A 22965-nucleotide genomic window follows, 5' to 3' on the forward strand; every position below is an offset into this window, starting at 1 on the left:
GCTGACGGCGTGGCGCGCCCTGGCCGGCCTCGATGGCGGCGCGCACGGCGCGCTCGCCGCCTGGCGCCGGCAATGGCAGCAGGCCGGGCATGCCTGGAGCCGCTGGGTGCTCGATTACACCCCGCAACGCCAGCGGGTCTTGCTCGACGGCTTGAAAAACTTGCCAGCGAAAAAGCTGGCACTGGCCTGCGCCGTGCTGGCCCTGCTGGCCGCCGCGGCCGGCGCACTGGTCTGCTGGCGGCAGGCGCGGCAAGGCGATCCGCTCGACCGCCTGTACGCGCGTTTTTGCCGCCAGCAGGCGCAGCGCGGCTACAGCCGTGCGCCGCATGAAGGCCCGCACGGCTATGCTGCGCGGCTGGCCGCCGGCAAGGCTAAGCCCGAGGCGCACGCCGCCATCGCACAGTTTCTGGCAATCTACGCCGCGATGAAGTATGGTAATGCCAACCCAGATGAACACACCCGCGCGCGGCGCAGCTTGCGCCGCCTGTTAACCCAATGCCGATGAGACGCTCCTTGTTACCGATCAAATACTCCGCCCTGTCCCTGCTCCTCTCCCTCCCCCTGTGCCTGGCAACCGCGCACGCGGATGAAAACAGCAACATTTCCGCCGCCGACCGCGCCCGGGCCGTGCGCGCCGCCAAGGCCCAGCCCGTCAAAAAGGCCTCGGCGAAGAAAGCCCCGGCGAAATTCGACTTCGAAGGCGAATTTGTCGACTACGCCAACTGGAAGGAAGTACGCGCCTTCCTCGACGAGATGTCCGCCAAACACGGCTTTGACCGTGCCGAACTCGACACCCTGATCGGCAAGGTGCGCTATGTGGACGCGACGGTGCAACTGATGAAGCCGGCGCCGCCGGGCAAGCCGAAGAACTGGCATGCCTACAGCGCCCGCTTCATCGAGCCCGTGCGCATCAATGCCGGCGTGAAATTCTGGGAAGAAAACGCGGAAGCGCTGGCGCGCGCCCAGCGCGAGTATGGCGTGCCGGCCGAAATCATCGTCGGCATCATCGGCGTGGAAACCGTGTACGGACGCAACACGGGCCGCTTCCGCGTGCTCGATGCGCTGACCACGCTGGCGTTTTCCTATCCGGAAAGCCCGACGCGGGCCGCGCGCATGGAATTTTTCAAGGGCGAACTGGAAAACGCGCTGCTGTACGCGCGCAAGGACGGCATCGACCCCTTGACCCTGCTCGGCTCGTATGCGGGCGCCATCGGCCTGCCCCAGTTCATGCCTAGCAGCATCATGAAGTACGCGGTCGATTTCGATGGCGATGGACACATCGACTTGCGCAACTCGACGGCCGACGCCATTGGCAGCGTCGCGCATTTCCTCGTCGAACACGGCTGGCGCCGCGATGATCCGGCCATCAGCGTCTACCCCGTCACCGTGTCGGCCAACCGGGCGTGGGAAAAATTCATCGGCCAGGGCTTGCAGGCCAGGTACCGGCTGGAGGAATTGCAGGCGGCCGGCGTCAGCGCCGTTGCAGTCGCGCCACCGAATATGCTGTTTGGCCTGATCGATCTACAAAATGGTTCAGAAGCAACTGAGTATAGCTTGGCAACCAATAACTTCTTTGCTATAACTCAGTACAACAGAAGTTATTTTTATGCCATGTCAGTGATCGACTTGGGCAAGGCCATCAGCCAAGTGCGCGCACGCTAACCGAAAGTCGGTGTAAAGTTATAATATTACTTGTAAGAAAGCGTAAGCGATGTTGAAGCGACCGGCAAACACGTCTATGGTGGAGTCGATAACATCGTGCCAGCCTCGCTCGCCAGCCTGTTGTGCGGTACGGGATACAGAATGGTTTTATACTTAACTTTTGTCAAAGTACAATTTTTGTTCTATCATAGAGCATAATAAAGAATAAATAGGTGTTGCAACAAGACAACACCGATTCTGTACAAAGCAAGATTACAGAGCTTTCCAGCCTGAAATTAAATCCTGCTGTACAATTGTGTATATATTATGAAAAACTGTAACCCGGATCGTACCGTGTGTGAATTCGTTCCTTTTAGTAAAGAATGAACATGAACGCAGCAAGAGCGAGCTCCGAGTGTTTTTTACTTTGCAGTGCAACTACAGAAGGAACAATAACATCATGACAAACCAAGTCGGCATTGATATGAACAGCGATTCGGACTCCGACGATCTGCTTCAGTACAACCCAAACAGACTGCTCGATACCCTGATCGAAAACCTGCGCCTGAAAAACGACGCAGCCCTGTCGCGCGCGCTGGAAGTAGCGCCGCCAGTCATCAGCAAGATCCGCCACCACCGCCTGCCGGTCGGCGCATCGCTGCTGATCCGCATGCACGAAGTCAGCGATCTGAGCATCCGTGACCTGCGTTACCTGATGGGTGACCGTCGCAACAAATTCCGCATCAGCGACAAGCAATTCAAGCCAAAAGAAGGCGAAACGCCACAAGGCTGATCCTGCCAGTTATGCAGGTTTTCCCTCCCCGCCATGGGGAGGGGGTATTTCAGCAGTTCTCAGGCCGTCCTGGCCAATATCACGACACGATGCTTTAGCCCTTACGCAGGGAAAACACCTGTGGACAGATACCTGTCGCCGCGGTCGCAGACGACAAACACGATGGTCGCGTTTTCCACCGTCTGCGAGATGCGCAGCGCGATTTCGCACGCGCCTGCCGCCGAGATGCCACAGAACAAGCCCTCTTCCGCCGCCAGGCTGCGCGCCATGCGCTCGGCCACGCCCTGGCTCACGTATTCCACCTGGTCGACGCGGCTCTTGTCGTAGATTTTCGGCAGGTAGGCTTCCGGCCACTTGCGGATGCCGGGAATCTGCGATCCTTCCTCGGGCTGGGCGCCGATGATCTGGATGGCGGGATTCTGTTCCTTCAGGTAGCGCGATACGCCCATGATGGTGCCCGTCGTGCCCATGGCGCTGACAAAATGCGTCACGCGGCCATTCGTGTCGCGCCAGATTTCCGGCCCCGTCGTTTCATAGTGGGCGCGCGAATTGTCTTCGTTGGCGAACTGGTCGAGAATGACGCCGCGGCCATCCTTCTGCATCTGCTCGGCCAGGTCGCGCGCATATTCCATGCCGCCCGTCTTCGGCGTCAATAAAATGTCGGCGCCGTAGGCGGCCATGCTCTGGCGGCGCTCCACGCTCAGGTTGTCGGGCATCAACAACAGCATCTTGTAGCCGCGCAGGGCGGCGGCCATGGCCAGCGCGATGCCCGTGTTGCCGCTGGTCGCTTCGATCAGGGTGTCGCCCGGCTTGATGACGCCGCGCTCTTCCGCGCGCTTGAGCATGGACATGGCGGCGCGGTCCTTCACGGAACCGGCCGGGTTGTTGCCCTCCAGCTTGCCGAGGATGACGTTGTTGCGCGCAATCGCATCGGCGCCCGGCAAGCGCGTCAGCTGCACCAGCGGGGTATTGCCTATCGTATCTTCCAGTGTCTTGTAAGCCATCGTGTCGGTTTGAGTAATTTCAACAAAGACCCATTCTAATATGAGATGCTGGACGGCGTATGGCTAAAAACCCCTGCCCGGCCGGACGGCGCAGGCCCCGGCCACTGCCGCGCCAGGCCGCACGGCGCCTGGCTTTGCGCCCGGCCGGGCCGTGCGCGCGCGGCGTGCCAGCGCCCCGCGCGCGCATGCGCTAGACTCGTGACGGTTAGTTATTTTAGTAATTTGCTTATTCACTCAATGGATCAGTCATGGCCAGCACCGTTCCCGAATTCATCCCCGAAACCACGCAGGACGACCCCGTCCAGGCCAGCAGCCTCGATATCCAGGGCCGCATGCACCAGATTTCCCCCGTCTTCAGCGAGGCCGAACTGCGCCGCCTGCAGCGCTACGGCAAGACCTGCCGCTATGCTGGCGGCGCCACCCTGTTCGAGGCGGGCAGCAGCAGCTTCGGCATGCTCGTCATCCTGTCCGGCCACGTGGCCGTCACGCGCCACGAAGGCCTGGGACGCACTTCGCTGATGCGCGAAATCGGCCCCGGCCACTTCATCGCCGAAGTGGCGCAGCTGTCGGGCCGCCCCGCCCTCGTCAACGGCCATGCCGTGGGCGACGTGGAAGTGCTCGTGATCAGCTCGGAGTCGCTGCGCGCGCTGATCGTGGCGGAAGCGGAAATGGGCGAGCGCATCGTGCGCGCCCTGATCCTGCGCCGCGTGGCCTTGATCGAAGTCAATTCGGGCGGTCCCGTGCTGGTGGGACCGCGCGGCAACGGCAATCTGTTTCAGCTGCAGAGTTTTTTGTCGAGCAATGGCCACCCGCACACGGTGCTCGACCCGGCCACGGATGCGGCCGCCGCCGCGCTGGCCCAGCGCTACCAGCCCGCGCCGCAGGAATGGCCGCTGGTGGTGTGTCCCGACGGCAAGGTCATGAAGAATCCCGGCAATGCGGAACTGGGCCGCTGCCTGGGCATGCTGCCCGATTTATCCGGCGACAAGATCTTCGACGTGCTGGTGGTAGGCGCCGGTCCCGCCGGCCTGGCCACGGCCGTGTATGCGGCGTCCGAAGGCCTGTCGGTGCTGGCCCTGGAGCAGCGCGCGTATGGCGGCCAGGCGGGCGCCAGCGCGCGCATCGAGAATTACCTGGGCTTTCCGACGGGTATTTCCGGCCGCGCCCTGGCCGGACGCGCCTACGTGCAGGCGCAAAAATTCGGCGTCGAGATCGCCACCCCGGCCAGCGCCGCCAGCCTGCTGTGCGACAGCTGGCCTCTGCGCGTCAATCTGTGCGACGGCACGCAGGTGCGCGCCCGCACGGTGGTGCTGTCGTGCGGCGCGCGCTACCGCCGCCCCTCGCTGGCGAATCTGAAAACGTATGAGGGACGGGGCGTGTATTACTGGGCCTCGCCCATTGAAGCCAAGCTGTGCCGGCAGGAAGAGATCATTTTAGTCGGCGGCGGCAACTCGGCCGGCCAGGCGGCCGTGTTCCTGTCCGGCCACGCATCGCGCGTCCACATGGTCATCCGCGGCGAGGGACTGGCGGCCAGCATGTCGAGCTACCTGATCGAGCGCATCGCCGCCACGCCCAACATCACCCTGCACACGCACACGGAAATCATCGCCCTCGAAGGCGACGACGATGGCTTGACGGAGGTGCGCTGGCGCAACAACCAGACGGGCGAAGAGTGCGACTGCGCCGTGCGCCGCGTCTTCCTGTTTGTGGGCGCCGATCCGAACACGGACTGGCTGCACGATTGCGCCGTGGCCGTCGACGAACAGGGTTTCATCCGCACGGGCTTCGACGTCACGCGCGCCGAATGCCGCGCCCAGGGCCACGCCGCGCTGTTGGCCGCTCCGCCGCCCGACCTGCCGGAGCGGGCCGCGCTGGAAACGAGCGTGCCCGGCGTATTCGCCATCGGCGACGTGCGGGCCGGCTCGACCAAGCGCGTGGCCGCCGCCGTGGGCGAAGGCGCAGCCGTCGTTTCGCAGATCCACGGCTTCCTGGCGCGGCTGCCCGCAGGCAGCGCCTAGCGCAAGGGCATCGGGTAAGTTGCCACGCTGACATTGCCGTCGTTGTCGATGGCCTGGACGCCGAAGAAATAGTTGTCTTTCGACAATTTCAACCGCGCTTGCGTGACATTGCCCACGTCCTGCGCACCCTGCCACTGGTCGGCCGTCGTGGCGCGCCAGACGATGCGGTAGCCGGCCAGGTCCGGCTCCGCATTCGGCTGCCACTGCAGCGAGGTGGCGTTTTCCAGCTGGGCCGTGCGCACGTGCACGCCGGTGGGCGCGGCCGGGGCCAGGGCCAGCGATGCGAGCGCCGCCGCATTCACGCGCGCCACTTTCGCCACGTAATCGTAATCGACGAATTGCGGCAGGTCGCCGTATTGCACGCCGTTTTCCACGCGCACATCCTGATGCTGGTGGGAAAAATCCTCGTGCGGTTCCGTGAAGCGCAAGGCTGCGTAGCCTTGCGCCAGGAACGGCATGTGGTCGCCGCCGCGCAGGTAGCGGTCGGCGCGCTGGATGACGTTGACCCGGAAGCCGGGAACGTAGTGCTCGCCCACCTGTTTTACATGGCGCGCCAGCTGGCGCGAGAGGGAATCATTTTCGCCGCCCGTGGCCACGAGGCCGCGCACGCCGTCGCTCATTTCCTTGACGGCGGGAATGCCCTCGGCAAACAGCCGCACCTGGCCGCCATCGACCGTGCCGTCGTCGGCGCGCGAACTGCCGATGATGTCATTATTGAGCATGCCGGCGATGTTGAGCTTTTTCAACTTTGCCTGCTGCGCCCAGTGACCGGAACCGAGCAGCCCCTGTTCCTCGGCCGCCACCGCCATGAAGACGAGCGTGGCGTCGAACTGGTGGCGCGCCATCACGCACGCCATTTCAATGACGGCCGCCGTGCCCGACGCGTCATCGTTGGCGCCGGGGGCGTCGCCCCTGGCATCCATCACGTCGGTGGCGCGCGAGTCATAATGACCGCTGACGACGTAGATGCGTTCGGCCGACTGCGGCTGGCTGCCGGGCAAGGTCGCCACCACGTTGACGATTTCCGTCGGCTGCGCGATGCGCTTCGACACGGGCGCGACATGGCTGTCGAACGCCACCTGCAGCCGCCCGCCCGCCTGCGCGCCGCAGCGCTCCAGTTCGGCCCTGATCCAGCGCCGGGCCGCGCCGATACCCTGCGTCTCGGACACGGTGTCGGACATGGTATGGCGGGTCCGGAAGCCGACCAGCTTGCGCACATGCGCCTCGATGCGCTGCGGCGAGATGGCGGCCACGATATCGCGGATCTGCGGCTGTGTCTGTTCAATGGCTGGCGCCGCAACCGCGCCCGCCGACAGCAGGGCCGCCGTCATCGCCGTCAAAATTCGTACCATGCGCGCATCCCCCGATGATTGATTGAGCTGCCCATTCTCGCATTTTTGACGGCAGGCAAGGATGTTCCAGGATGAAAATCGTGCATTACAGGAACTGCTACAATCGGCCACTTCCCGTCCCGTTCACGAAAGACACCCGCATGCGCCAGTCACACCTCCTTCCCGCACGCCGCAGCATGCGCGCGGTCCGCTGACGGTGCGCCGCGTGCTCGTCAAACTGCTGCTGTGCGCGGCCATCTTTGCCGCACTCAGCATCGCCGCCCTGTACAGTTACGGGCGCTTCGCCGAACGTTCGCTGGGCGCGCCTGGCACGGCCTTGCCGGTGGCGATGGGCGCCACCCTGCTCGACCGCGTGCTGGCGCCGCAGCTGGCGCAACGCCCCGGCGACAGCGGCACGGCCCTGATCGACGACAACCTGGAAGCGTTCGCCCTGCGCGCCCTGAGCGCGCGCGAAGCGGGCCGCAGCATCGACCTGCAATATTACATCTGGCATAACGACGTCACGGGGCGGCTGCTGGTGCGCGAGCTGCTGCGCGCGGCCGACCGCGGCGTGCGCGTGCGCGTGTTGCTCGACGACATCAATGCGCGGGGCCAGGACGCCGCCATCCTCGCGCTCGACAGCCACCCGCTGATCGATGTGCGCATCTTCAATCCCGGCCGCAACCGCGACGGCATCTGGTGGCGCGCCGTGGAAATGGCCTTGCGCGCCGTCAGCCTGAACCGGCGCATGCACAACAAGGCCTGGATCGTCGATGGCAGGGTGGCCCTCGTCGGCGGGCGCAATATCGGCGATGAATATTTTGATGCCGCCGAGCAAGTCAATTTCCAGGATGCGGACTTGCTGCTGGTCGGCCCCGCCGTGCAGCAGACGAGCGACATCTTCGACCGCTTCTGGAACAGCCGCGCCGTCATCCCCATCGGCGCCTTGCACGCAGGCAAGAACGCGGGCGCGCCGGAGCTGCAGGCGGTGCGCGCCCGCCTCGACGCGTTGACGGGCGAAGTGGGCGCTTCGCCATATTTACGGCAGCTGACCGACACGGGCCAGCTGCAGGCGCACCTGGACGGCCGCCTGCGCCTGCACTGGAGCGGGCAGGTGCAGGTGCTGTCGGACCCGCCGGAAAAAGCCGCGCCCGTGGCCAGTTTGCAGCGCAGCGAGCACTGGCTCATGCACAGCCTGCTGCCCCTGCTGACGCAGGCGCGCGAGGAAGCACTGCTGACCTCGCCCTACTTCGTGCCCGGCACGGCCCTGAGCGCGCTGCTGGGCGACAAGGTCGCGGCCGGCGTCAAGGTCAAGGTGCTGACCAACTCGCTGGCGGCCACCGACGTGGCCCTCGTGCATGCGGGCTATGCGCGCTACCGCCAGCTGCTGCTCGATGGCGGCGTCGACCTGTATGAATTGAAGACGCAGCATCGCAAGCGCATCAGCCTGATGGGTTCGAGCCGCGCCAGCCTGCACACCAAGGCCGTGGTGGTTGACGGCGAACGGGGCTTTGTCGGCTCCTTCAACCTCGATCCCCGCTCGGCCCAGCTGAATACGGAAATGGGCGTGCTGTTCACCGATGCCGCGCTGGCGGCCGACATGCGCACCCTGTTCCGGCACTCGACGTCGAGCGACACCAGCTACCGCTTGTTCCTCGACAATGGCGCGCTGCGCTGGTCGGACGCCACAGAAGAGCCTGCCAAGGTGTGGACGCGGGACCCGGAGACGGGCTTCTGGCGCCGCACGCTGGTGTCCGTGATGCGCTGGCTGCCGATCGAGTCGCAGCTGTAGGCGCGCCGGCCGCCGGCGGGCCAAACAAGGCGGCGCGCGCATAAAAAAACCCCGCGCGGCCGGTACCACGCGGGGTTTTCTTGCATGCTGCGCGGCACCACCACTCAGCACGCTTTACAACAAAACGCTTATTTTTTCTCGGCTTCCGCTTTCTTCGCCTCGGCGGCAGCCAGTTTCGCTTCCTTCTTCGCGGCAGCGGCGGCAGCCTTCGCTTCTTTCTTGGCCGCGGCAGCTTCCTTCTTCGCTTCGGCGGCCGTCTTCACGGGCGCGGCACCATCGGCTGCGGCGGCGGCAGGCGCGGCGGCGGCTTCTTTTTTGGCGGCAGCGGCGGCGGCCTTGGCTTCTTTCTTCGCGGCAGCAGCTTCTTTTTTCGTTTCAGCGGCTGTCTTGGCCGGCGCCGCAGCGGTGTCGGTCGCAGCAGCTGGCTTCGCTGCGGCTTCTTTCGCTGCAACTTCCTTCACAGCAGTTTCCTTTTTTGCCGGGGCAGCTTTCGCCACGGGGGCCGCCGGCGCGCCGGACTTGGCCTGGCCATTCACCTGCAAGCCCGCTTCCGACAGTTTCACGGAGCTTTTCGGGCCGATGCCCTTCACGCGGCTTTCGAAATCGGCCCAATCCTTGAAGGCGCCGCCCTTCGCGCGCTCGTCGATAATGGCTTTCGACGTGACGGGGCCGATGCCCTTGACGCTGTCGAGTGCCGCCTGGTCCGCCTTGTTGACGTCGACCTGGGCAAAGGCAAAGCCCATCGTCGCGATCAGGGTGGCGATGGCCAGCAGTATTTTTTTGAACATGGGTATCTCTCCGTGATGTGGTTTCAAGATGACTCGAACGCAAGGGAGAAGCAGCGCCTTAACGGCTTTAACGGCTGTGGCGTGATACGGTTGACAAGACGGGACAGGGGAACGGGGGAAAAGCCTGCGCCAGATCAAACGCTGCGGCGCAGGCATTGCAACAAATTACTGGGGGAACAGCTCTTCGCGGGTGACGGTCGCCGTGCCCAGCTTGCCGACGACGATGCCGCCGGCGCGGTTGGCCGTGCGCACGGCATCGCCCAGGTTCATGCCGGCGCCCAGCATGGCCGCCATGGTGGCGATCACCGTGTCGCCGGCGCCCGAGACGTCGAACACTTCGCGCGCATCGGTGGGCATGTGCAGCACTTCGTCAGCCGTGTACAGGCTCATGCCCTCTTCCGAGCGGGTCAGCAGCAAGGCGTCCAGGCCCAGTTGCGCGCGCATCTGCTGGGCGCGCTCCGTAAGCTGCTCTTCCGTGCTCCAGCTGCCGATCACGCGGCGCAGTTCCGCCTTGTTCGGAGTGAGCACTGACGCTCCCGCATAACGGCTGAAATCGTCGCCTTTCGGGTCGACCATGACGATCTTGCCGGCGGCGCGGGCGGCCTTGATCATCTCGGCCACGTTCACCAGGCTGCCCTTGGCGTAATCGGACAGGATCACCACGTTGTAATTAGGCAAGAGGGCGTTAAACTGCGCCAGCTTGTCGCGCAGCACCGTGTCGCTGGGCGCATCCTCGAAATCGATGCGCAGCATCTGTTGCTGGCGGCCGATCACGCGCAGCTTGATGATGGTGGAAATGGCCGCATCGCGCTGCAGATAGCTGTGGATGCCGCTGCCCTCGAGCAGGCGCTCGACCTGGCTGCCGGCCTCGTCGTCGCCCACCACGCCCAGCAAGCTGGTCTTCGCGCCCAGCGCGGCCGCGTTGCGCGCCACGTTGGCCGCGCCGCCCAGGCGCTCCTCGCGCTTTTCGATGCGCACGATGGGCACGGGCGCTTCCGGCGAAATGCGGCTGACATCGCCGAACCAGTAGCGGTCCAGCATCACGTCCCCCACCACCAGCAGTTGCACCTGGGCCAGGGCGGCAATCGCCGTCATGTCGCGGGCGCTCATGCGCGCGTCAGGATCGAGCGGCCGATCCCGTGGTATTCAATGCCCGCCTCGGCCATGACGGCCGGTTCGAACAGGTTACGGCCGTCAAAGATCACGGCCTGCTTCAGGCGCGCCTTGACCTGCTCGAAGTCGGGGCTGCGGAAGGCTTTCCATTCGGTCACGATGACCAGCGCGTCGGCGTCCGTCAGCGCATCCTTCGGGCTGTCGGCAAAGCGCACCTTCGCCAATTGCGCCGGCGTCAGGTCCAGCTGCAGCACGCGGCGCGCCTCGGCCATGGCGACGGGGTCGTACACGGCCACCGTGGCGCCCCGTCCCAGCAAGTCGGCCAGCAGCACGCGGGCCGACGCTTCGCGCATGTCGTCCGTGTTCGGCTTGAACGCCAGTCCCCACACGGCAAAATGCCGGCCCGTCAGGTCTTCGCCGAAGCGAGTGACCACTTTGCCGCCCAGCACCATCTTCTGCTTGTCATTGACGGCTTCGACAGCGCGCAGGATCAGCAATTCCTGGCCGTGGCCGCGCGCCGTGCGCTCGAGCGCCTGCACGTCTTTCGGGAAGCAGGAGCCGCCGTAGCCGCAACCGGCGTACAGGAAGCTGTGGCCGATGCGCGGGTCCGAGCCGATGCCGTGGCGCACGGCCTCGATATCGACGCCCACCTTGTCGGCCAGGTTCGCCAGTTCATTCATGAAGGAAATGCGCGTGGCCAGCATGGCGTTGGCCGCGTATTTCGTGAATTCGGCCGAGCGCACATCCATCCAGTAGGTGCGCTCGTGGTTGCGGTTGAACGGCGCGTACAGGCTTTTCAGCAATTCGCGCGCGCGCTCGCCGTCCGGCGTGGCGTCGACGCCGATGACGATGCGGTCGGGACGCATGAAGTCTTCGACAGCCGCGCCCTCCTTGAGAAACTCCGGGTTCGACGCCACCGAGAACGTGGTGGCCACGCCGCGCGCATCGAGTTCGCCCTGGATGGCGGCGCGCACTTTTTCGGCCGTGCCGACGGGCACGGTCGACTTGTCGACGATGACCTTGAACTCAGTCATGTACTTGCCGATGCCGCGCGCGGCGGCCAGCACGTATTGCAGGTCGGCCGAGCCGTCTTCATCGGGCGGCGTGCCGACGGCGATGAATTGCATCACGCCGTGGGCGGCGGCCGCTTCGACGTCGGTGGAAAAGGTCATGCGCCCGGCGGCGCGGTTGCGCGCGACGACTTCTTCCAGGCCCGGTTCATGGATGGGGATGCCGCCGCTGTTGAGCAGGTCTATCTTCTGTGCGTCGAGGTCGAGGCAAAAGACGTCGTTGCCCAGCTCCGCCAGGCAGGCGCCGGTCACGAGGCCAACATAGCCCGTGCCGATAATGGTGATTTTCATGGTTGTGCCGTATTTGTAATATATATTTCTGACCTGCAAGTGCACAGCACAGGGTTCAGGGCAAGGCGCGGCGCCGAAGACAGTACGAATAGTACGGCGAGGCGCTGCAACGCAGCCATGGGTCCTGTGGTGGGCACGACTAGTTCATGACGTTGAGCTCTTCTGTGCGGCGCGGTGGATACGTTTCCCACTTGTTGCAGCCCGGGCAATGCCAGTAGAACTGGCGCGCCTTGAAGCCGCAGTGGCTGCACTGGTAGCGCGCCAGCTTCTGCGTATAGCCGTGGACGAGGTTTTTCACCATCGACAGCTCGGACCAGATGGCGGCTGGCGCATCCATCATGCGTGCTTCCAGCAGCTTGTCGAGGCCCAGCAGGGTCGGCGTGCGGCGCAGCTCGGCGCTGACCAGCTGTTTCGCCGCTTCCACGCCATCGAGCTCGATGACGGCCTTGAAGACGACTTCGATCAGGTCGATCGACGACGCTTCTTCCAGGTAGGAACGCAGCAGGTTGACGCCTTCCTGCGGACGGCTCAACTTGGTGTACCCGTCCATCAGGCGCTGGGCCACCAGGGCCACGTGCGGCACGCTTTGCTGCTCGACGCGACGCCAGGTGGTCAGCGCCCCTTCCACGTCGCCGCGCGCCAGCAGCACGTCGCCCGTCAGGATGGTGGCGCGCACGCTCTTGCGGTCCGTCTGCAGGGCTTTTTCCAGCAGCGGCATGGCTTCGTCCGGCTTCATGTGCACGAGGGCGTCATGCGCCAGTTCGCAATAGAACTGGGCGATTTCCTTCTGGCGCGCTCCGGCGCCCGATTCCTGCAGGCCCACGGCCGCTTCGATGGCGCGCGGCCACTCCTTTTCGCGCTGGTAGATTTCCAGCAGCGCGCGGCGCGCCTGGGCCGCGTATTGCGTGTCGATCAGGCTGTTGAAGGTTTCCTCGGCGCGGTCCAGCAAGCCCGCCTTCAGGTAATCCATGCCCAGTTCATAGGCGGCGTGGCCCTGCTGTTCCAGCGGCAAGTCCGGGCGCGCCAGCAAGTTCTGGTGCACGCGGATGGCGCGCTCCGTCTCGCCACGGCGGCGGAACAGGTTACCCAACGCAAAATGCATATCGGCCGATTCCGGGTCCAGCTTGACGACTTCGATGAAGGCGTCGATGGCCTTGTCGTGCTGTTCGTTGAGCAGGAAATTCAAGCCCTTGAAGTAATTGCGCGGCAGGCTGCGCGATTCGGACACCAGTTGATGAATGTCAACACGCGCGGCGATCCAGCCCAGCGCGAAAAACACCGGGATACCCAAGAGCCACCAGAGTTCAAAATCCATGCGATTATTTTTATTCGAGTAAGAGAGATAGGAGCGACGGCGGCGCTTACTGCGCGCTCACGCTGTCCGGTTGCGGCTGAACATTGCTGGGCACGCCAACGGTCTGCAGCGCGGCAATGGTGGTTTTTTGCTTGCTCGCTTCGCGGCGGTGACGGAACACGGTCGGCGTCAGGGCCAGCACGCCCAGACTGGCGCCGGCGACAAAAAAGCCCAGCAGCATCAGGACCAGGGGGCCGCGAATTTCATAATTGAGGAAAACATGCAGGTCGACAACCTGCGCGTTCTTCAGCGCAAAACTGAAGAACAGGACGAAAAGAACACAGCCAACGATGGTGGAGATGATTTTCATCGATAGGTCCAGAGTGAACAAAAAAATGCCCGTGCCACATGGCACAAACGTAGAGCGCTGATCAAACCGTAGCGAGCGGCAGCGATTTGCGGCCGAGAAGCGCAACCGTACTTGAGTACGGTGAGCATCGCCGGCCGCAAAGCGCGACGCGCAGCAGGTTTGATCAGTGCTCTACAGCATATTAACAAAAAAAAGCGGCATCCAAGGGACGCCGCTCTTTGTCTCGCCTTCCAGCAGACGATTAATCCTCGATAATCGGTTGCCCGACCATCGCGTCCACCCGTTCGCGCAACTGTTTGCCCGGCTTGAAGTGGGGTACCCGTTTTTCGGGCACCATCACCTTGTCGCCGGATTTCGGGTTGCGGCCGATGCGCGGGGGCCTGCTGTTCAGGGCAAAACTGCCAAAACCGCGGATCTCGATACGTTGACCGGTCGCCAGGGCGTTGGTCATCGCATCGAGAATGGTCTTGACGGCATACTCCGCATCTTTCGCCACCAGCTGAGAATAACGCTCAGCGAGGCGGTTGATCAGCTCGGACTTTGTCATCTGCCAGTATCCGCGAAGTCTTAGTTCTTGTTATCGAACTTAGCTTTCAACAAGGCGCCCAGGCTGGTGGTGCCCGAAGCTGCGTTGTTGTCGGTAGCTGCCATCTTCTGCATGGCTTCCTGGGTTTCAACGTTGTCTTTCGCTTTGATCGACAGTTGGATACCACGGGCTTTGCGGTCGATGTTCAACACCATTGCTTCGACAGTGTCGCCGACTTTCAGGTGCGTACCAGCATCTTCAACGCGGTCGCGCGAGATTTCGGAAGCGCGCAGGTAGCCTTCAACTTCTTCGGACAGTTGGATCACGGCGCCTTTAGGCTCAACCGATTTAACGGTGCCGGTTACCAGCGAGCCTTTGTCGTTCATGGCTGCGAAGTTGTTGAATGGGTCACCTTCCAGTTGCTTGACGCCCAGGGAAACGCGCTCGCGCTCAACGTCGATGGCCAGAACGATGGCTTCCAGTTCGTCACCTTTCTTGAAGCGACGCACGGCTTCTTCGCCGGTTTCGGTCCAGGACAGGTCGGACAGGTGCACCAGACCGTCGATGTTGCCGGCCAGGCCGATGAACACGCCGAAGTCGGTGATCGATTTGATCGCGCCGCGGACTTTGTCACCTTTCTTATGGGTAACACCGAAGTCATCCCATGGGTTGGCTTTGCACTGTTTCATGCCCAGCGAAATACGACGACGCTCTTCGTCGATTTCCAGAACCATGACTTCTACTTCGTCGCCCAGTTGGACAACTTTGTTAGGAGCAACGTTTTTGTTCGTCCAGTCCATTTCGGAAACGTGTACCAGACCTTCGATACCCTGTTCCACTTCAACGAACGCGCCGTAGTCGGTCAGGTTCGTTACTTTACCGAACAGACGGGTGCTTTGTGGGTAACGACGGGACAGACCGGTCCAAGGATCGTCGCCCAGTTGTTTCACGCCCAGCGAAACACGGTTTTTCTCTTGATCGTACTTCAGGACCTTGGCGGTGATTTCCTGGCCAACCGTCAACACTTCCGACGGGTGACGTACACGGCGCCATGCCAGGTCGGTGATGTGCAGCAGGCCATCGATACCGCCCAGATCCACGAACGCGCCGTAGTCGGTGATATTTTTGACGACGCCGGTCACGACCGTGCCTTCTTTCAGCGTTTCCATCAGCTTCTGACGCTCTTCGCCCATCGAAGCTTCGATGACGGCGCGGCGGGACAGAACCACGTTGTTACGCTTGCGGTCCAGTTTGATGACCTTGAATTCGAGGGTCTTGCCTTCGAATGGGGTGGTGTCTTTGACAGGACGGGTATCAACCAGCGAGCCCGGCAGGAATGCGCGGATGCCGTTGGTCAACACGGTCAAACCGCCTTTGACTTTACCATTGACGGTACCGACGACGATTTCGCCCGATTCCATCGCTTTTTCCAGAGCCAGCCACGAAGCCAGACGCTTGGCTTTATCGCGCGACAGGATGGTATCGCCGAAACCGTTTTCCAGCGATTCGATCGCCACGGAAACGAAGTCACCAACTTTGACTTCCAGTTCGCCGTGGTCGTTCTTGAATTCTTCGACAGGGATGAATGCTTCGGATTTGAGGCCGGCGTTGACGATCACGAAATTGTGGTCGAGGCGCACGACTTCAGCGGAAATAACTTCGCCGGAGCGCATATCTTGACGCGACAACGATTCCTCGAAGAGCGCAGCAAAACTTTCCATACCGGTAGATTCGTTAGTTGTAACAGTAGACATAGGGTTCACACAGGTTATCCAGCAGAGATCGCACGATGCGACTTAAACTGGGTTAGGTTTTTGACACACCCGGACAGGCCAGGAGCCGTCAACGGGCACCACATAGCACAACAGCACGCTATTTTGCTACAGCTGCATACCATTTCAACACGGTTTCAACGGCAACATCTGCCGTCATTTCCGACGTATCGAGGACATGCGCCCCTTCCGCGGGGACCAGCGGCGCAATCGCACGGTGAGTATCACGTTCGTCCCGCGCCTGCAAATCCATCAGAAGGTCTTCCATATTAGCAGAAAAACCCTTGTCTATCAATTGCTTGTAGCGCCGTTGCGCGCGCGCCTCGACGCTGGCGGTGAGGAACACCTTCAACTGGGCGTGCGGGAAGATCACCGTGCCCATGTCGCGCCCGTCGGCCACCAGGCCCGGCGTCTTGCGGAAACCCAGCTGCAAACCCACGAGGGCATGGCGAACAGTTGGCAATACGGCAATTTTTGACGCCGTATTGCCCACTTCTTCGGCACGGATCTGCTCGGTGACGTTTTCCTGCGCCAGCAGGATCTCGCCGCCCGCGAAATGGCAGGGCAAATGCTCGGCCAGCTTGGCCAGCGCGTGCTCGTCGCGCAAGTCGGTGCCGCGGCGCAGGGCCGTGAGCGCCGTCAGGCGGTACAGCGCGCCCGAATCGAGGTAATGAAAGCCCAGCTTGTCGGCCACGCGGTGCGCCACCGTGCCCTTGCCGGAAGCGGTAGGGCCGTCGATGGCGATGACTGGGATGGTGGAAGTCGGCATTGTATTATTTATCAATTAAATTAAGGTATCTTTGGCAATCCCCGCAAATGCGGCGAAATACTCGGGGAAGGTCTTGGCCACGCATTTCGGGTCGTTGATGCGCATCTCGTTGCCGCGGCGCGCGGCGCCGTCCAGCGAGGCCAGCGAAAAGCACATGGCCATGCGGTGGTCGTCATAGGTATCGATTGTCGCTGCCTGGATTTCGGCCGGCGGCGTCACGCGCAGGTAGTCCGCGCCCTCTTCCACTTCGGCGCCGAGTTTGCGCAATTCCGTCGCCATGGCAGCCAGGCGGTCCGTTTCCTTCACCCGCCAGCTGGCGATATTGCGCAAGGTGGAGGTGCCGTCCGCGTACAGCGCGGCCACGGCGATCGTCATGGCCGCGTCGGGAATGTGATTAAAGTCCATGTCGACGGCCTTCAGCGCGCCGTTCGACCGGGCCTCGATCCAGTTCTCGCCCATGGTGATGGTCGCGCCCATCTGCTGCAAGGCTTCGACGAAGCGCACGTCGCCCTGGATGCTGTCGCGCCCCACGCCTTCCACGCGCACGGGGCCGCCGCCGATGGCGCCGGCCGCCAGGAAATACGACGCCGACGAAGCGTCGCCTTCCACGTGGATGGTGCCCGGGCTTTGATATTGCTGGCCAGGCTGCACGGTGAACGACTGCCAGCCGTCATGCTCGACCGTCACGCCGAAGCGGCGCATCAGGTTCAGGGTGATTTCGATGTACGGCTTCGAGATCAGCTCGCCCGTGACGTCGATGGTCACCGCATGGTCGCGCGCCATCAGCGGCGCCACCATCAAGAGGGCCGTCAAAAACTGGCTCGACACGTTGCCGCGCACGGCGATGCGCTGCGCGTGGATGTGGCCGCGGCGGATGCGCAGCGGCGGGAAGCCCTGCTCGCCCGTGTATTCGATCTGCGTGCCGACGGCGTTGAGCGCGTCGACCAGGTCGCCGATGGGGCGCTCGTGCATGCGCGACACGCCGTGCAGCGTATAGTCGCCGCCGATCACGGCCAGCGCCGCCGTCAGCGGACGGATGGCCGTGCCGGCGTTGCCCATGAACAGGTCTGCCGCGTGGTGCGGAAACACGCCGCCGCAGCCTTCCACATGGTGCACCTGGTGCGCCGTGGCCGGGTCGCCCGTCAATTCATCCTGCGTCCATTTCACGCCCAGCGACGTCAAGGCCGTGAGCATGACGAAGGTGTCGTCGGAGGCGAGCAGGTCGATGATCTTCGTCGTGCCCCTGGCCAGCGCGGCCAGCAGCAGCACGCGGTTGGAAATGCTTTTCGAGCCGGGCAGACGCACCGTGCCCTCGACGTGCATCACGGGCTTCAAATCGACATGGTGGGGGTAGTGCTTGATCTGGGTCATGCTGGAATCCTTCAATTATTGTGTGGGCGCGGGCGCTTCCGCCGTTTCGATCGCCTCTATCCATTGCTGCCGCGCGTGCTGGGCGTTCGCATACACGCCCTCGATGGCGGCGCCGTCGCTGGCGGCCAGGTGGGCGCGCAAGGTCGTCAACTGCGCCAGGTAGGCGTCCAGTTCGTGCAGCAGCGCCGGCTGGTTGGCCAGGCTGATGTCGCGCCACATTTCCGGCGATGAGCCGGCGATGCGCGTAAAGTCGCGAAAGCCGCTGGCCGCATATTGAAACAGCAGGCCCGCGTGCGGCTTGTTGGCGATATCGTCGACCAGCGCAAAGGCCAGCAGATGCGGCAGATGGCTGACGGCGGCAAATACCTTGTCATGTTCTTCGGGGCTCAAGGTGTGCAGGATGGCGCCGCAGGCGCGCCAGGCGGCCGCCACGCGCTCGACGTCGGACGCGGCGTTTTCCGCCAGCGGCGTAAGCACCACTTTCTTGCCTTGATATAAATCAATGATGGCGGCGTCGGGGCCATTCGTCTCGCGCCCCGCGATCGGGTGGCCGGGCACGAATTGCGCCACCTTGCCTTTCAACGCCGCGCGCGCTGCCGCCACCACGTCGCTTTTCGTGCTGCCCGCGTCGGTCACGACGGTGCCAGGCTGCAGGTGCGGCGCGATGGATGCGAGGATGGCGCCCGTCTGCGCCACGGGCGCGGCGACCAGCACCAGGTCGGCGCCCGCCATGGCTTGCGCCATGTCGCCGCCGATTTCGTCGATGATGCCCAGTTCGAGCGCGCGCGCCATCGAGGCCGGCGAGCGGCCCATGCCGACCACCGTGGCGACGGCGCCGGCGTGCCGCAAGGCGCGCGCGAACGAGCCGCCGATCAGGCCCACGCCGAAAATGACGACCTTCTTCAGTGCAGGCGTCGTCATATCGTCAGGCCAGCGCTTTCGTCAGCGCGGCGATGAAGATGGCGTTTTCCTGCGGCAGGCCGATGGAAATGCGCAGCCATTGCGGCAAGCCGTAGCTGCCCACCGGGCGCACGATCACGCCCTGCTTGAGCAGCGCCAGGTTGACTCTCGCCCCGGCGCCGTCGTCGTCGCCCACCTTCACCAGCACGAAATTGCCGTGCGACGGCACGTATTCCAGCCCCAGTGCATCGAACGCCTCTGTAAACTGCCGGTAGCCGGCCGCGTTGTTGCGCGCGCTTTGCTCGAGGAAGGCCTTGTCGTTCAGGGCGGCAATCGCCGCGGCCTGCGCCAGCGAATTGACGTTGAACGGCTGGCGGATGCGGTTCATCAGGTCCGTCAGCACCGGCTGGGCGATGGCGAAGCCGATGCGCAGGCCGGCCAGGCCATACGCCTTCGACAGGGTGCGCGACACCACCAGGTTCGGATACTGGCGCACCCACGCCGTCGATTCGTACTGCTCGTCGGCCGAGAGGAATTCATTGTAGGCCTCGTCGAGCACGACGACGACGTGCGCCGGCACTTTTTGCAGGAAGGCTTCGAGCTGCGCCGCCGTCAGGAAGGTGCCGGTCGGGTTGTTCGGGTTGGCGATGAAGACCAGACGCGTGTCGTCGGCAATCGCCGCCGCCATGGCGTCGAGGTCGTGGCCGTAGGCTTGCGCCGGCACGACGACGTGGCGCGCGCCCAGGCCTTGCGTGGCCAGCGCGTACACGGCGAACGAGTACTGCGAGTAGACGACGGACTGGCCGTGCTCGACAAACGCGTGCGCGGCGATTTCCAGGATGTCGTTGCTGCCGTTGCCCAGGGTGATCCAGTCGGCCGGCACGTCATAGCGCTTCGACAGCACGGCCTTCAGGTCGAAGCCGTTGGCGTCCGGGTAGCGGCCCAGGTCATCGATGGCGGCGATCATCGCCTGCTTGGCCGATTCCGGCATGCCGTACGGGTTTTCATTCGACGCCAGCTTGACGATGGCTGCCTCGTCGAGGCCGAATTCGCGCGCGACTTCCGCGATCGGTTTGCCGCTCTGATAAGGGGCGATGGCGCGGACGTATTCTGGACCGATATTTTTAGACATGGTGTTCTTTAAAAGTTGGTGAATGATTGGTGACCCCCACAGCAATGACTGGGACCGGCCCCTGAGGGTCCGATCCCGGCCTTTACCGGGTTACAAACTGACAGGATACGACCCCAGCACCTTGAAAAATGCCGCATTGCTTTGCAGCTCGGCAAGCGCCTGGGCGACGGCAGAGTCGTGCACGTGACCTTCCACATCGACATAGAAATAATACTCCCAGCTGCCCATGCGCGCCGGGCGCGACTCGAAGCGCGTCATCGACACGCCGTGTTTCGCCAGCGGCGCCAGCAACTGGTACACGGCGCCCGCCTTGTTCGGCACGGCCAATACCAGCGAGGTCTGGTCCTTGCCCGACGGCGCCGTCTGCAAGGTGCCCACGACGGCAAAGCGCGTGCGGTTGTGCGGATCGTCCTGGATATGGCCCTTGACCACGCCCAGCTTGTACTGCGCGCCGGCCAGTTCGCTGGCAATCGCCGCCACCGTGCCATCTTCGCCGGCCAGGCGGGCCGCCTCGGCGTTCGAGGCCACGGCGCGGCGCTCGATGTGCGGATAATTCTGGTTCAGCCACACCTGGCACTGCGCCAGCGCCTGCGAATGGGCGCAGATGACGGTGACGCCATCCATGTTGCCGCTCTTCGTCATCAGGCTGTGGTGCACGGCAATCGCCACCTCGCCGCTGATGATGAGGCTCGTCTGCAGCATCATGTCCAGGGTGCGGTTGACGGCGCCTTCCGAGGAATTCTCGATCGGCACCACGCCGAAGTCCGCCGTTCCCGCCTCGGCGGAACGGAATACTTCGTCGATGGACGCGCACGGCAAGCCTTCGACGGCGCTGCCGAACTGCTGGTACACGGCCTGTTCGCTGAAGGTGCCGGCCGGGCCCAAGTAGGCGACAGTCACGCGCTTTTCCAGCGAGCGGCAGGACGACATGATTTCGCGGAAGATGGTCTGCACTTCGCGGTCGCCCATGGGGCCGGGATTGCGCTCGGCCACGCCGCGCAGCACCTGCGCCTCGCGCTCGGGGCGGAACACGGGCGCCTGCGTTTCGGCCTTCACGTGGCCCACTTGCTGGGCGATTTGCGCGCGGCGGTTCAGCAGCTCGAGGATTTGCGCGTCGATCGCATCGATCTGTTCGCGCAGCGGTTTCAATTTATCGGTCATGGTTGGTTTGTTTCGTCAGCTGTACTTCAATCATTGCCGCGCGGCCTGCGCCGGCGGCGGGCCGGCGCGGTCGGTCAAGCGACTCAGCGTCCGGCAAACTCGTTCAGATAATTCACCAGGGCTTGCACGCCCTCGATCGGCATCGCGTTATAGATCGATGCACGCATGCCGCCGACGGACTTGTGGCCCTTCAGTTGCAGCAGGCCGCGCTGCTTGGCGCCGGCCAGGAATGCGTCGTTCAAGCTTTCGTCGCGCAGATAGAACGGGATGGTCATGCGCGAGCGGTATTGCGGGGCGACCCGGTTCTGGTAGAAGTCGTCCGCATCGAGCGCTGCGTACAGCAGCGCCGCCTTGTCAATATTACGCTGTTCCATGGCTGCCACGCCACCCTGGCGTTTGAGCCACTGGAAAACCAGGCCGGCGATATAGATGCCGTACGTGGGCGGCGTGTTGTACATCGACTCATGTTCGGCCACGATGGTCCAGTCGAAAGCGGACGGGCAGATCGGCAGCGCCTTGCCCAGCAAGTCTTCGCGCACGATGACCAGAGTCAGGCCGGCCGGGCCGATATTTTTCTGCGCGCCGCCAAAAATGACGCCGTATTGCGATACGTCAATAACGCGCGACAAAATATGCGACGACATGTCGGCCACGATGGTGGTGCCGGCCGGCACGGCCGGCACCTGCTGGAATTCCACGCCATCGATGGTTTCATTGGTGCAGATATGCAGGTAGGCGGCGCCGGGCGTCAGCTGCCATTCGGCGACGGGCGGCACGCCCGTGAAATGGGCGGCCTTGGACGACGCGGCCACGTTCACGTTGGCATACTTGGCCGCTTCCTGGATCGACTTGCCCGACCACGAGCCCGTGTGCACGAAGTCGATGGTGGCCGGCTGCTGCGCGGCCAGGCCCACCAGATTCATGGGAATGATGGCGTTCTCGCCCAGGCCACCGCCCTGCAGGAACAGGATCTTGTAGTTCTCGGGCACGGCCAGCAGTTCGCGCAGGTCGGCCACGGCCTGCTTGTAGATGGAAATGAATTCGGGACCACGGTGGCTCATTTCCATCACCGACATGCCGCTGCCATGCCAGTCCAGCATCTCGGCCGCCGCTTGCGCCAGCACTTCCTTGGGCAGGACGGCGGGGCCGGCGGAGAAGTTGTAGATATGGGTCACGATACGGTCCTTAATAAGATGGAGTTATTGGGGCGGCTGCGTGGCCGCCCGCATGACCTGGTCAAGCACGGCGTTCACGCGCGGGATCAGCACGCGCTGGCTGATGGCCATCGACTCGGCCGACAGCTGCGGCATGGTGGCCAGCATCTTGCGGCCCAGCGGCGTCTTGTAGAAGACCGTCAGCTGCTCGACTTCCTGCACCGTATAAAAACGCGCGTACAGGGGCACCATTTCGGCGCCCAGCTCGTCGATCAGGGTCGGGTCGGCCAGCACCTGCGTCAGGGTGGCGATGGCGACGGGGATTTCTTCCTCGGCGCTGGCCAGCGCGCGCGCCTTGCGCTGTTCGTCCAGCTTCGGGTTGCTGCTGATTTGCTGCAGGGCCGACTGGCGTATCATGGCCGGCACCGATTGCAGCATCTGGTCGAAGATGCTGCGCGTGAGCTGCGGGAACTGCATCGCGTCGAGCATGCGCCGCACGGCCACCTTCATGGCGGGGCTGGGCGCGGCCTGGCGGGCGGGCGTCGCTTGCGCGGACTGCGCCAGGGCCGGCAGGGTGGCAAGAAAGGCCAGCGAAAACGCGGCGAAGAAGGTGGCGACGATTTTTCTCATGGCATGCGGGACTTTACAAAAAGCGGGAAAACTACCTGGGGATAC

The 22965-nt window shown here is 63.5% G+C and carries 21 protein-coding genes; 5 read left to right on the forward strand and 16 right to left on the reverse strand.

Annotation, left to right across the window (positions count from 1 at the left end; translation table 11 throughout):
• The 3 genes from CBW50_RS14810 to CBW50_RS14820 all read left to right on the forward strand — a co-directional run.
• The coding region (locus CBW50_RS14810; protein WP_172404770.1) for a DUF4129 domain-containing protein at positions 1–505 on the forward strand (505 nt) is incomplete at its 5' end.
• A gap of 8 nt (positions 506–513) precedes the next feature.
• On the forward strand, positions 514–1662 hold the full coding sequence (mltB, locus tag CBW50_RS14815; RefSeq protein ID WP_226936081.1) for a lytic murein transglycosylase B: 1149 nt from the start codon (positions 514–516) through the stop codon (positions 1660–1662).
• 439 nt (positions 1663–2101) lie between these two features.
• Entirely contained in the window at positions 2102–2434 is a 333-nt protein-coding gene (locus tag CBW50_RS14820; RefSeq protein WP_034751784.1) for a hypothetical protein, read from the forward strand.
• A gap of 101 nt (positions 2435–2535) precedes the next feature.
• Here CBW50_RS14820 and cysM read toward each other — a convergent pair whose 3' ends face one another.
• Positions 2536–3438 (reverse strand): cysteine synthase CysM, encoded by a 903-nt coding sequence (gene cysM / locus CBW50_RS14825; protein ID WP_086146278.1) that lies wholly within the window; start codon positions 3436–3438, stop codon positions 2536–2538.
• A gap of 248 nt (positions 3439–3686) precedes the next feature.
• On the opposite strand from cysM, the gene CBW50_RS14830 reads away from it, so the two are divergent.
• Entirely contained in the window at positions 3687–5456 is a 1770-nt protein-coding gene (locus tag CBW50_RS14830) for a cyclic nucleotide-binding domain-containing thioredoxin-disulfide reductase (RefSeq protein WP_086146279.1), read from the forward strand.
• Here CBW50_RS14830 and CBW50_RS14835 read toward each other — a convergent pair.
• Entirely contained in the window at positions 5453–6808 is a 1356-nt protein-coding gene (locus CBW50_RS14835; RefSeq protein ID WP_086146280.1) for a M20/M25/M40 family metallo-hydrolase, read from the reverse strand. The two genes, CBW50_RS14830 and CBW50_RS14835, sit on opposite strands and share 4 nt — an antisense overlap.
• A gap of 205 nt (positions 6809–7013) precedes the next feature.
• Between CBW50_RS14835 and CBW50_RS14840 the strand changes: the two genes are divergently transcribed.
• Positions 7014–8579: a phospholipase D family protein gene (locus CBW50_RS14840; protein ID WP_216356361.1), complete on the forward strand. Its 1566-nt coding sequence runs from the start codon at positions 7014–7016 to the stop codon at positions 8577–8579.
• 128 nt (positions 8580–8707) lie between these two features.
• Here the strand turns inward: CBW50_RS14840 and CBW50_RS14845 are convergent, their stop codons facing one another.
• The 14 genes from CBW50_RS14845 to CBW50_RS14910 all read right to left on the reverse strand — a co-directional run bounded on the left by CBW50_RS14845 (position 8708) and on the right by CBW50_RS14910 (position 22920).
• Positions 8708–9367 carry a helix-hairpin-helix domain-containing protein gene (locus CBW50_RS14845; RefSeq protein ID WP_076567447.1) on the reverse strand — a complete coding sequence of 220 codons (660 nt, stop codon included), beginning with the start codon at positions 9365–9367 and terminating at the stop codon, positions 8708–8710.
• Between the two features lie 165 nt (positions 9368–9532).
• On the reverse strand, positions 9533–10477 hold the full coding sequence (rfaE1, locus tag CBW50_RS14850; protein ID WP_086146282.1) for a D-glycero-beta-D-manno-heptose-7-phosphate kinase: 945 nt from the start codon (positions 10475–10477) through the stop codon (positions 9533–9535).
• On the reverse strand, positions 10474–11841 hold the full coding sequence (locus CBW50_RS14855; RefSeq protein WP_086146283.1) for a UDP-glucose/GDP-mannose dehydrogenase family protein: 1368 nt from the start codon (positions 11839–11841) through the stop codon (positions 10474–10476). Before CBW50_RS14855 ends, rfaE1 begins: the two co-directional genes overlap by 4 nt.
• 139 nt (positions 11842–11980) lie before the next feature.
• Positions 11981–13156 (reverse strand): lipopolysaccharide assembly protein LapB, encoded by a 1176-nt coding sequence (lapB, locus tag CBW50_RS14860; protein WP_086146284.1) that lies wholly within the window; start codon positions 13154–13156, stop codon positions 11981–11983.
• 46 nt (positions 13157–13202) lie between these two features.
• On the reverse strand, positions 13203–13505 hold the full coding sequence (locus tag CBW50_RS14865) for a lipopolysaccharide assembly LapA domain-containing protein (protein WP_076567441.1): 303 nt from the start codon (positions 13503–13505) through the stop codon (positions 13203–13205).
• 241 nt (positions 13506–13746) lie between these two features.
• Positions 13747–14052 carry an integration host factor subunit beta gene (locus CBW50_RS14870; RefSeq protein ID WP_008446215.1) on the reverse strand — a complete coding sequence of 102 codons (306 nt, stop codon included), beginning with the start codon at positions 14050–14052 and terminating at the stop codon, positions 13747–13749.
• Positions 14053–14072: 20 nt separating this feature from the next.
• On the reverse strand, positions 14073–15785 hold the full coding sequence (gene rpsA, locus CBW50_RS14875; RefSeq protein ID WP_071650172.1) for a 30S ribosomal protein S1: 1713 nt from the start codon (positions 15783–15785) through the stop codon (positions 14073–14075).
• 118 nt (positions 15786–15903) lie between these two features.
• Positions 15904–16572 (reverse strand): (d)CMP kinase, encoded by a 669-nt coding sequence (gene cmk, locus CBW50_RS14880; protein WP_086146285.1) that lies wholly within the window; start codon positions 16570–16572, stop codon positions 15904–15906.
• Between the two features lie 15 nt (positions 16573–16587).
• Positions 16588–17943 carry a 3-phosphoshikimate 1-carboxyvinyltransferase gene (gene aroA / locus CBW50_RS14885; RefSeq protein WP_086146286.1) on the reverse strand — a complete coding sequence of 452 codons (1356 nt, stop codon included), beginning with the start codon at positions 17941–17943 and terminating at the stop codon, positions 16588–16590.
• Positions 17944–17958: 15 nt separating this feature from the next.
• Entirely contained in the window at positions 17959–18864 is a 906-nt protein-coding gene (locus CBW50_RS14890) for a prephenate dehydrogenase/arogenate dehydrogenase family protein (RefSeq protein WP_172404771.1), read from the reverse strand.
• Between the two features lie 4 nt (positions 18865–18868).
• Positions 18869–19975: a histidinol-phosphate transaminase gene (gene hisC, locus CBW50_RS14895; RefSeq protein ID WP_086146287.1), complete on the reverse strand. Its 1107-nt coding sequence runs from the start codon at positions 19973–19975 to the stop codon at positions 18869–18871.
• Between the two features lie 90 nt (positions 19976–20065).
• Positions 20066–21136 (reverse strand): prephenate dehydratase, encoded by a 1071-nt coding sequence (pheA, locus tag CBW50_RS14900; protein ID WP_086146288.1) that lies wholly within the window; start codon positions 21134–21136, stop codon positions 20066–20068.
• Between the two features lie 83 nt (positions 21137–21219).
• Entirely contained in the window at positions 21220–22311 is a 1092-nt protein-coding gene (gene serC / locus CBW50_RS14905; protein ID WP_086146289.1) for a 3-phosphoserine/phosphohydroxythreonine transaminase, read from the reverse strand.
• A 24-nt stretch (positions 22312–22335) separates the two neighbouring features.
• Positions 22336–22920 (reverse strand): DUF2059 domain-containing protein, encoded by a 585-nt coding sequence (locus CBW50_RS14910; protein ID WP_099374639.1) that lies wholly within the window; start codon positions 22918–22920, stop codon positions 22336–22338.
• Positions 22921–22965: the final 45 nt, after the last annotated feature.

Origin of the sequence: Janthinobacterium sp. GW458P (assembly GCF_002127585.1) — a bacterium.
GTDB lineage: Bacteria > Pseudomonadota > Gammaproteobacteria > Burkholderiales > Burkholderiaceae_D > Janthinobacterium.

What these genes read in the sequence shown, in the direction of transcription:
- CBW50_RS14835 (WP_086146280.1), bottom strand. Translation starts at nt 6,808, where the DNA reads ATGGTACGAATTTTGACGGCGATGACGGCGGCCCTGCTGTCGGCGGGC.
- aroA (WP_086146286.1), bottom strand. Translation starts at nt 17,943, where the DNA reads ATGACCCAGATCAAGCACTACCCCCACCATGTCGATTTGAAGCCCGTG.
- CBW50_RS14830 (WP_086146279.1), top strand. Translation starts at nt 3,687, where the DNA reads ATGGCCAGCACCGTTCCCGAATTCATCCCCGAAACCACGCAGGACGAC.
- pheA (WP_086146288.1), bottom strand. Translation starts at nt 21,136, where the DNA reads ATGACCGATAAATTGAAACCGCTGCGCGAACAGATCGATGCGATCGAC.
- CBW50_RS14890 (WP_172404771.1), bottom strand. Translation starts at nt 18,864, where the DNA reads ATGACGACGCCTGCACTGAAGAAGGTCGTCATTTTCGGCGTGGGCCTG.
- CBW50_RS14870 (WP_008446215.1), bottom strand. Translation starts at nt 14,052, where the DNA reads ATGACAAAGTCCGAGCTGATCAACCGCCTCGCTGAGCGTTATTCTCAG.
- CBW50_RS14845 (WP_076567447.1), bottom strand. Translation starts at nt 9,367, where the DNA reads ATGTTCAAAAAAATACTGCTGGCCATCGCCACCCTGATCGCGACGATG.
- CBW50_RS14910 (WP_099374639.1), bottom strand. Translation starts at nt 22,920, where the DNA reads ATGAGAAAAATCGTCGCCACCTTCTTCGCCGCGTTTTCGCTGGCCTTT.
- CBW50_RS14865 (WP_076567441.1), bottom strand. Translation starts at nt 13,505, where the DNA reads ATGAAAATCATCTCCACCATCGTTGGCTGTGTTCTTTTCGTCCTGTTC.
- rfaE1 (WP_086146282.1), bottom strand. Translation starts at nt 10,477, where the DNA reads ATGAGCGCCCGCGACATGACGGCGATTGCCGCCCTGGCCCAGGTGCAA.
- CBW50_RS14820 (WP_034751784.1), top strand. Translation starts at nt 2,102, where the DNA reads ATGACAAACCAAGTCGGCATTGATATGAACAGCGATTCGGACTCCGAC.
- rpsA (WP_071650172.1), bottom strand. Translation starts at nt 15,785, where the DNA reads ATGTCTACTGTTACAACTAACGAATCTACCGGTATGGAAAGTTTTGCT.
- hisC (WP_086146287.1), bottom strand. Translation starts at nt 19,975, where the DNA reads ATGTCTAAAAATATCGGTCCAGAATACGTCCGCGCCATCGCCCCTTAT.
- cysM (WP_086146278.1), bottom strand. Translation starts at nt 3,438, where the DNA reads ATGGCTTACAAGACACTGGAAGATACGATAGGCAATACCCCGCTGGTG.
- lapB (WP_086146284.1), bottom strand. Translation starts at nt 13,156, where the DNA reads ATGGATTTTGAACTCTGGTGGCTCTTGGGTATCCCGGTGTTTTTCGCG.
- cmk (WP_086146285.1), bottom strand. Translation starts at nt 16,572, where the DNA reads ATGCCGACTTCCACCATCCCAGTCATCGCCATCGACGGCCCTACCGCT.
- CBW50_RS14855 (WP_086146283.1), bottom strand. Translation starts at nt 11,841, where the DNA reads ATGAAAATCACCATTATCGGCACGGGCTATGTTGGCCTCGTGACCGGC.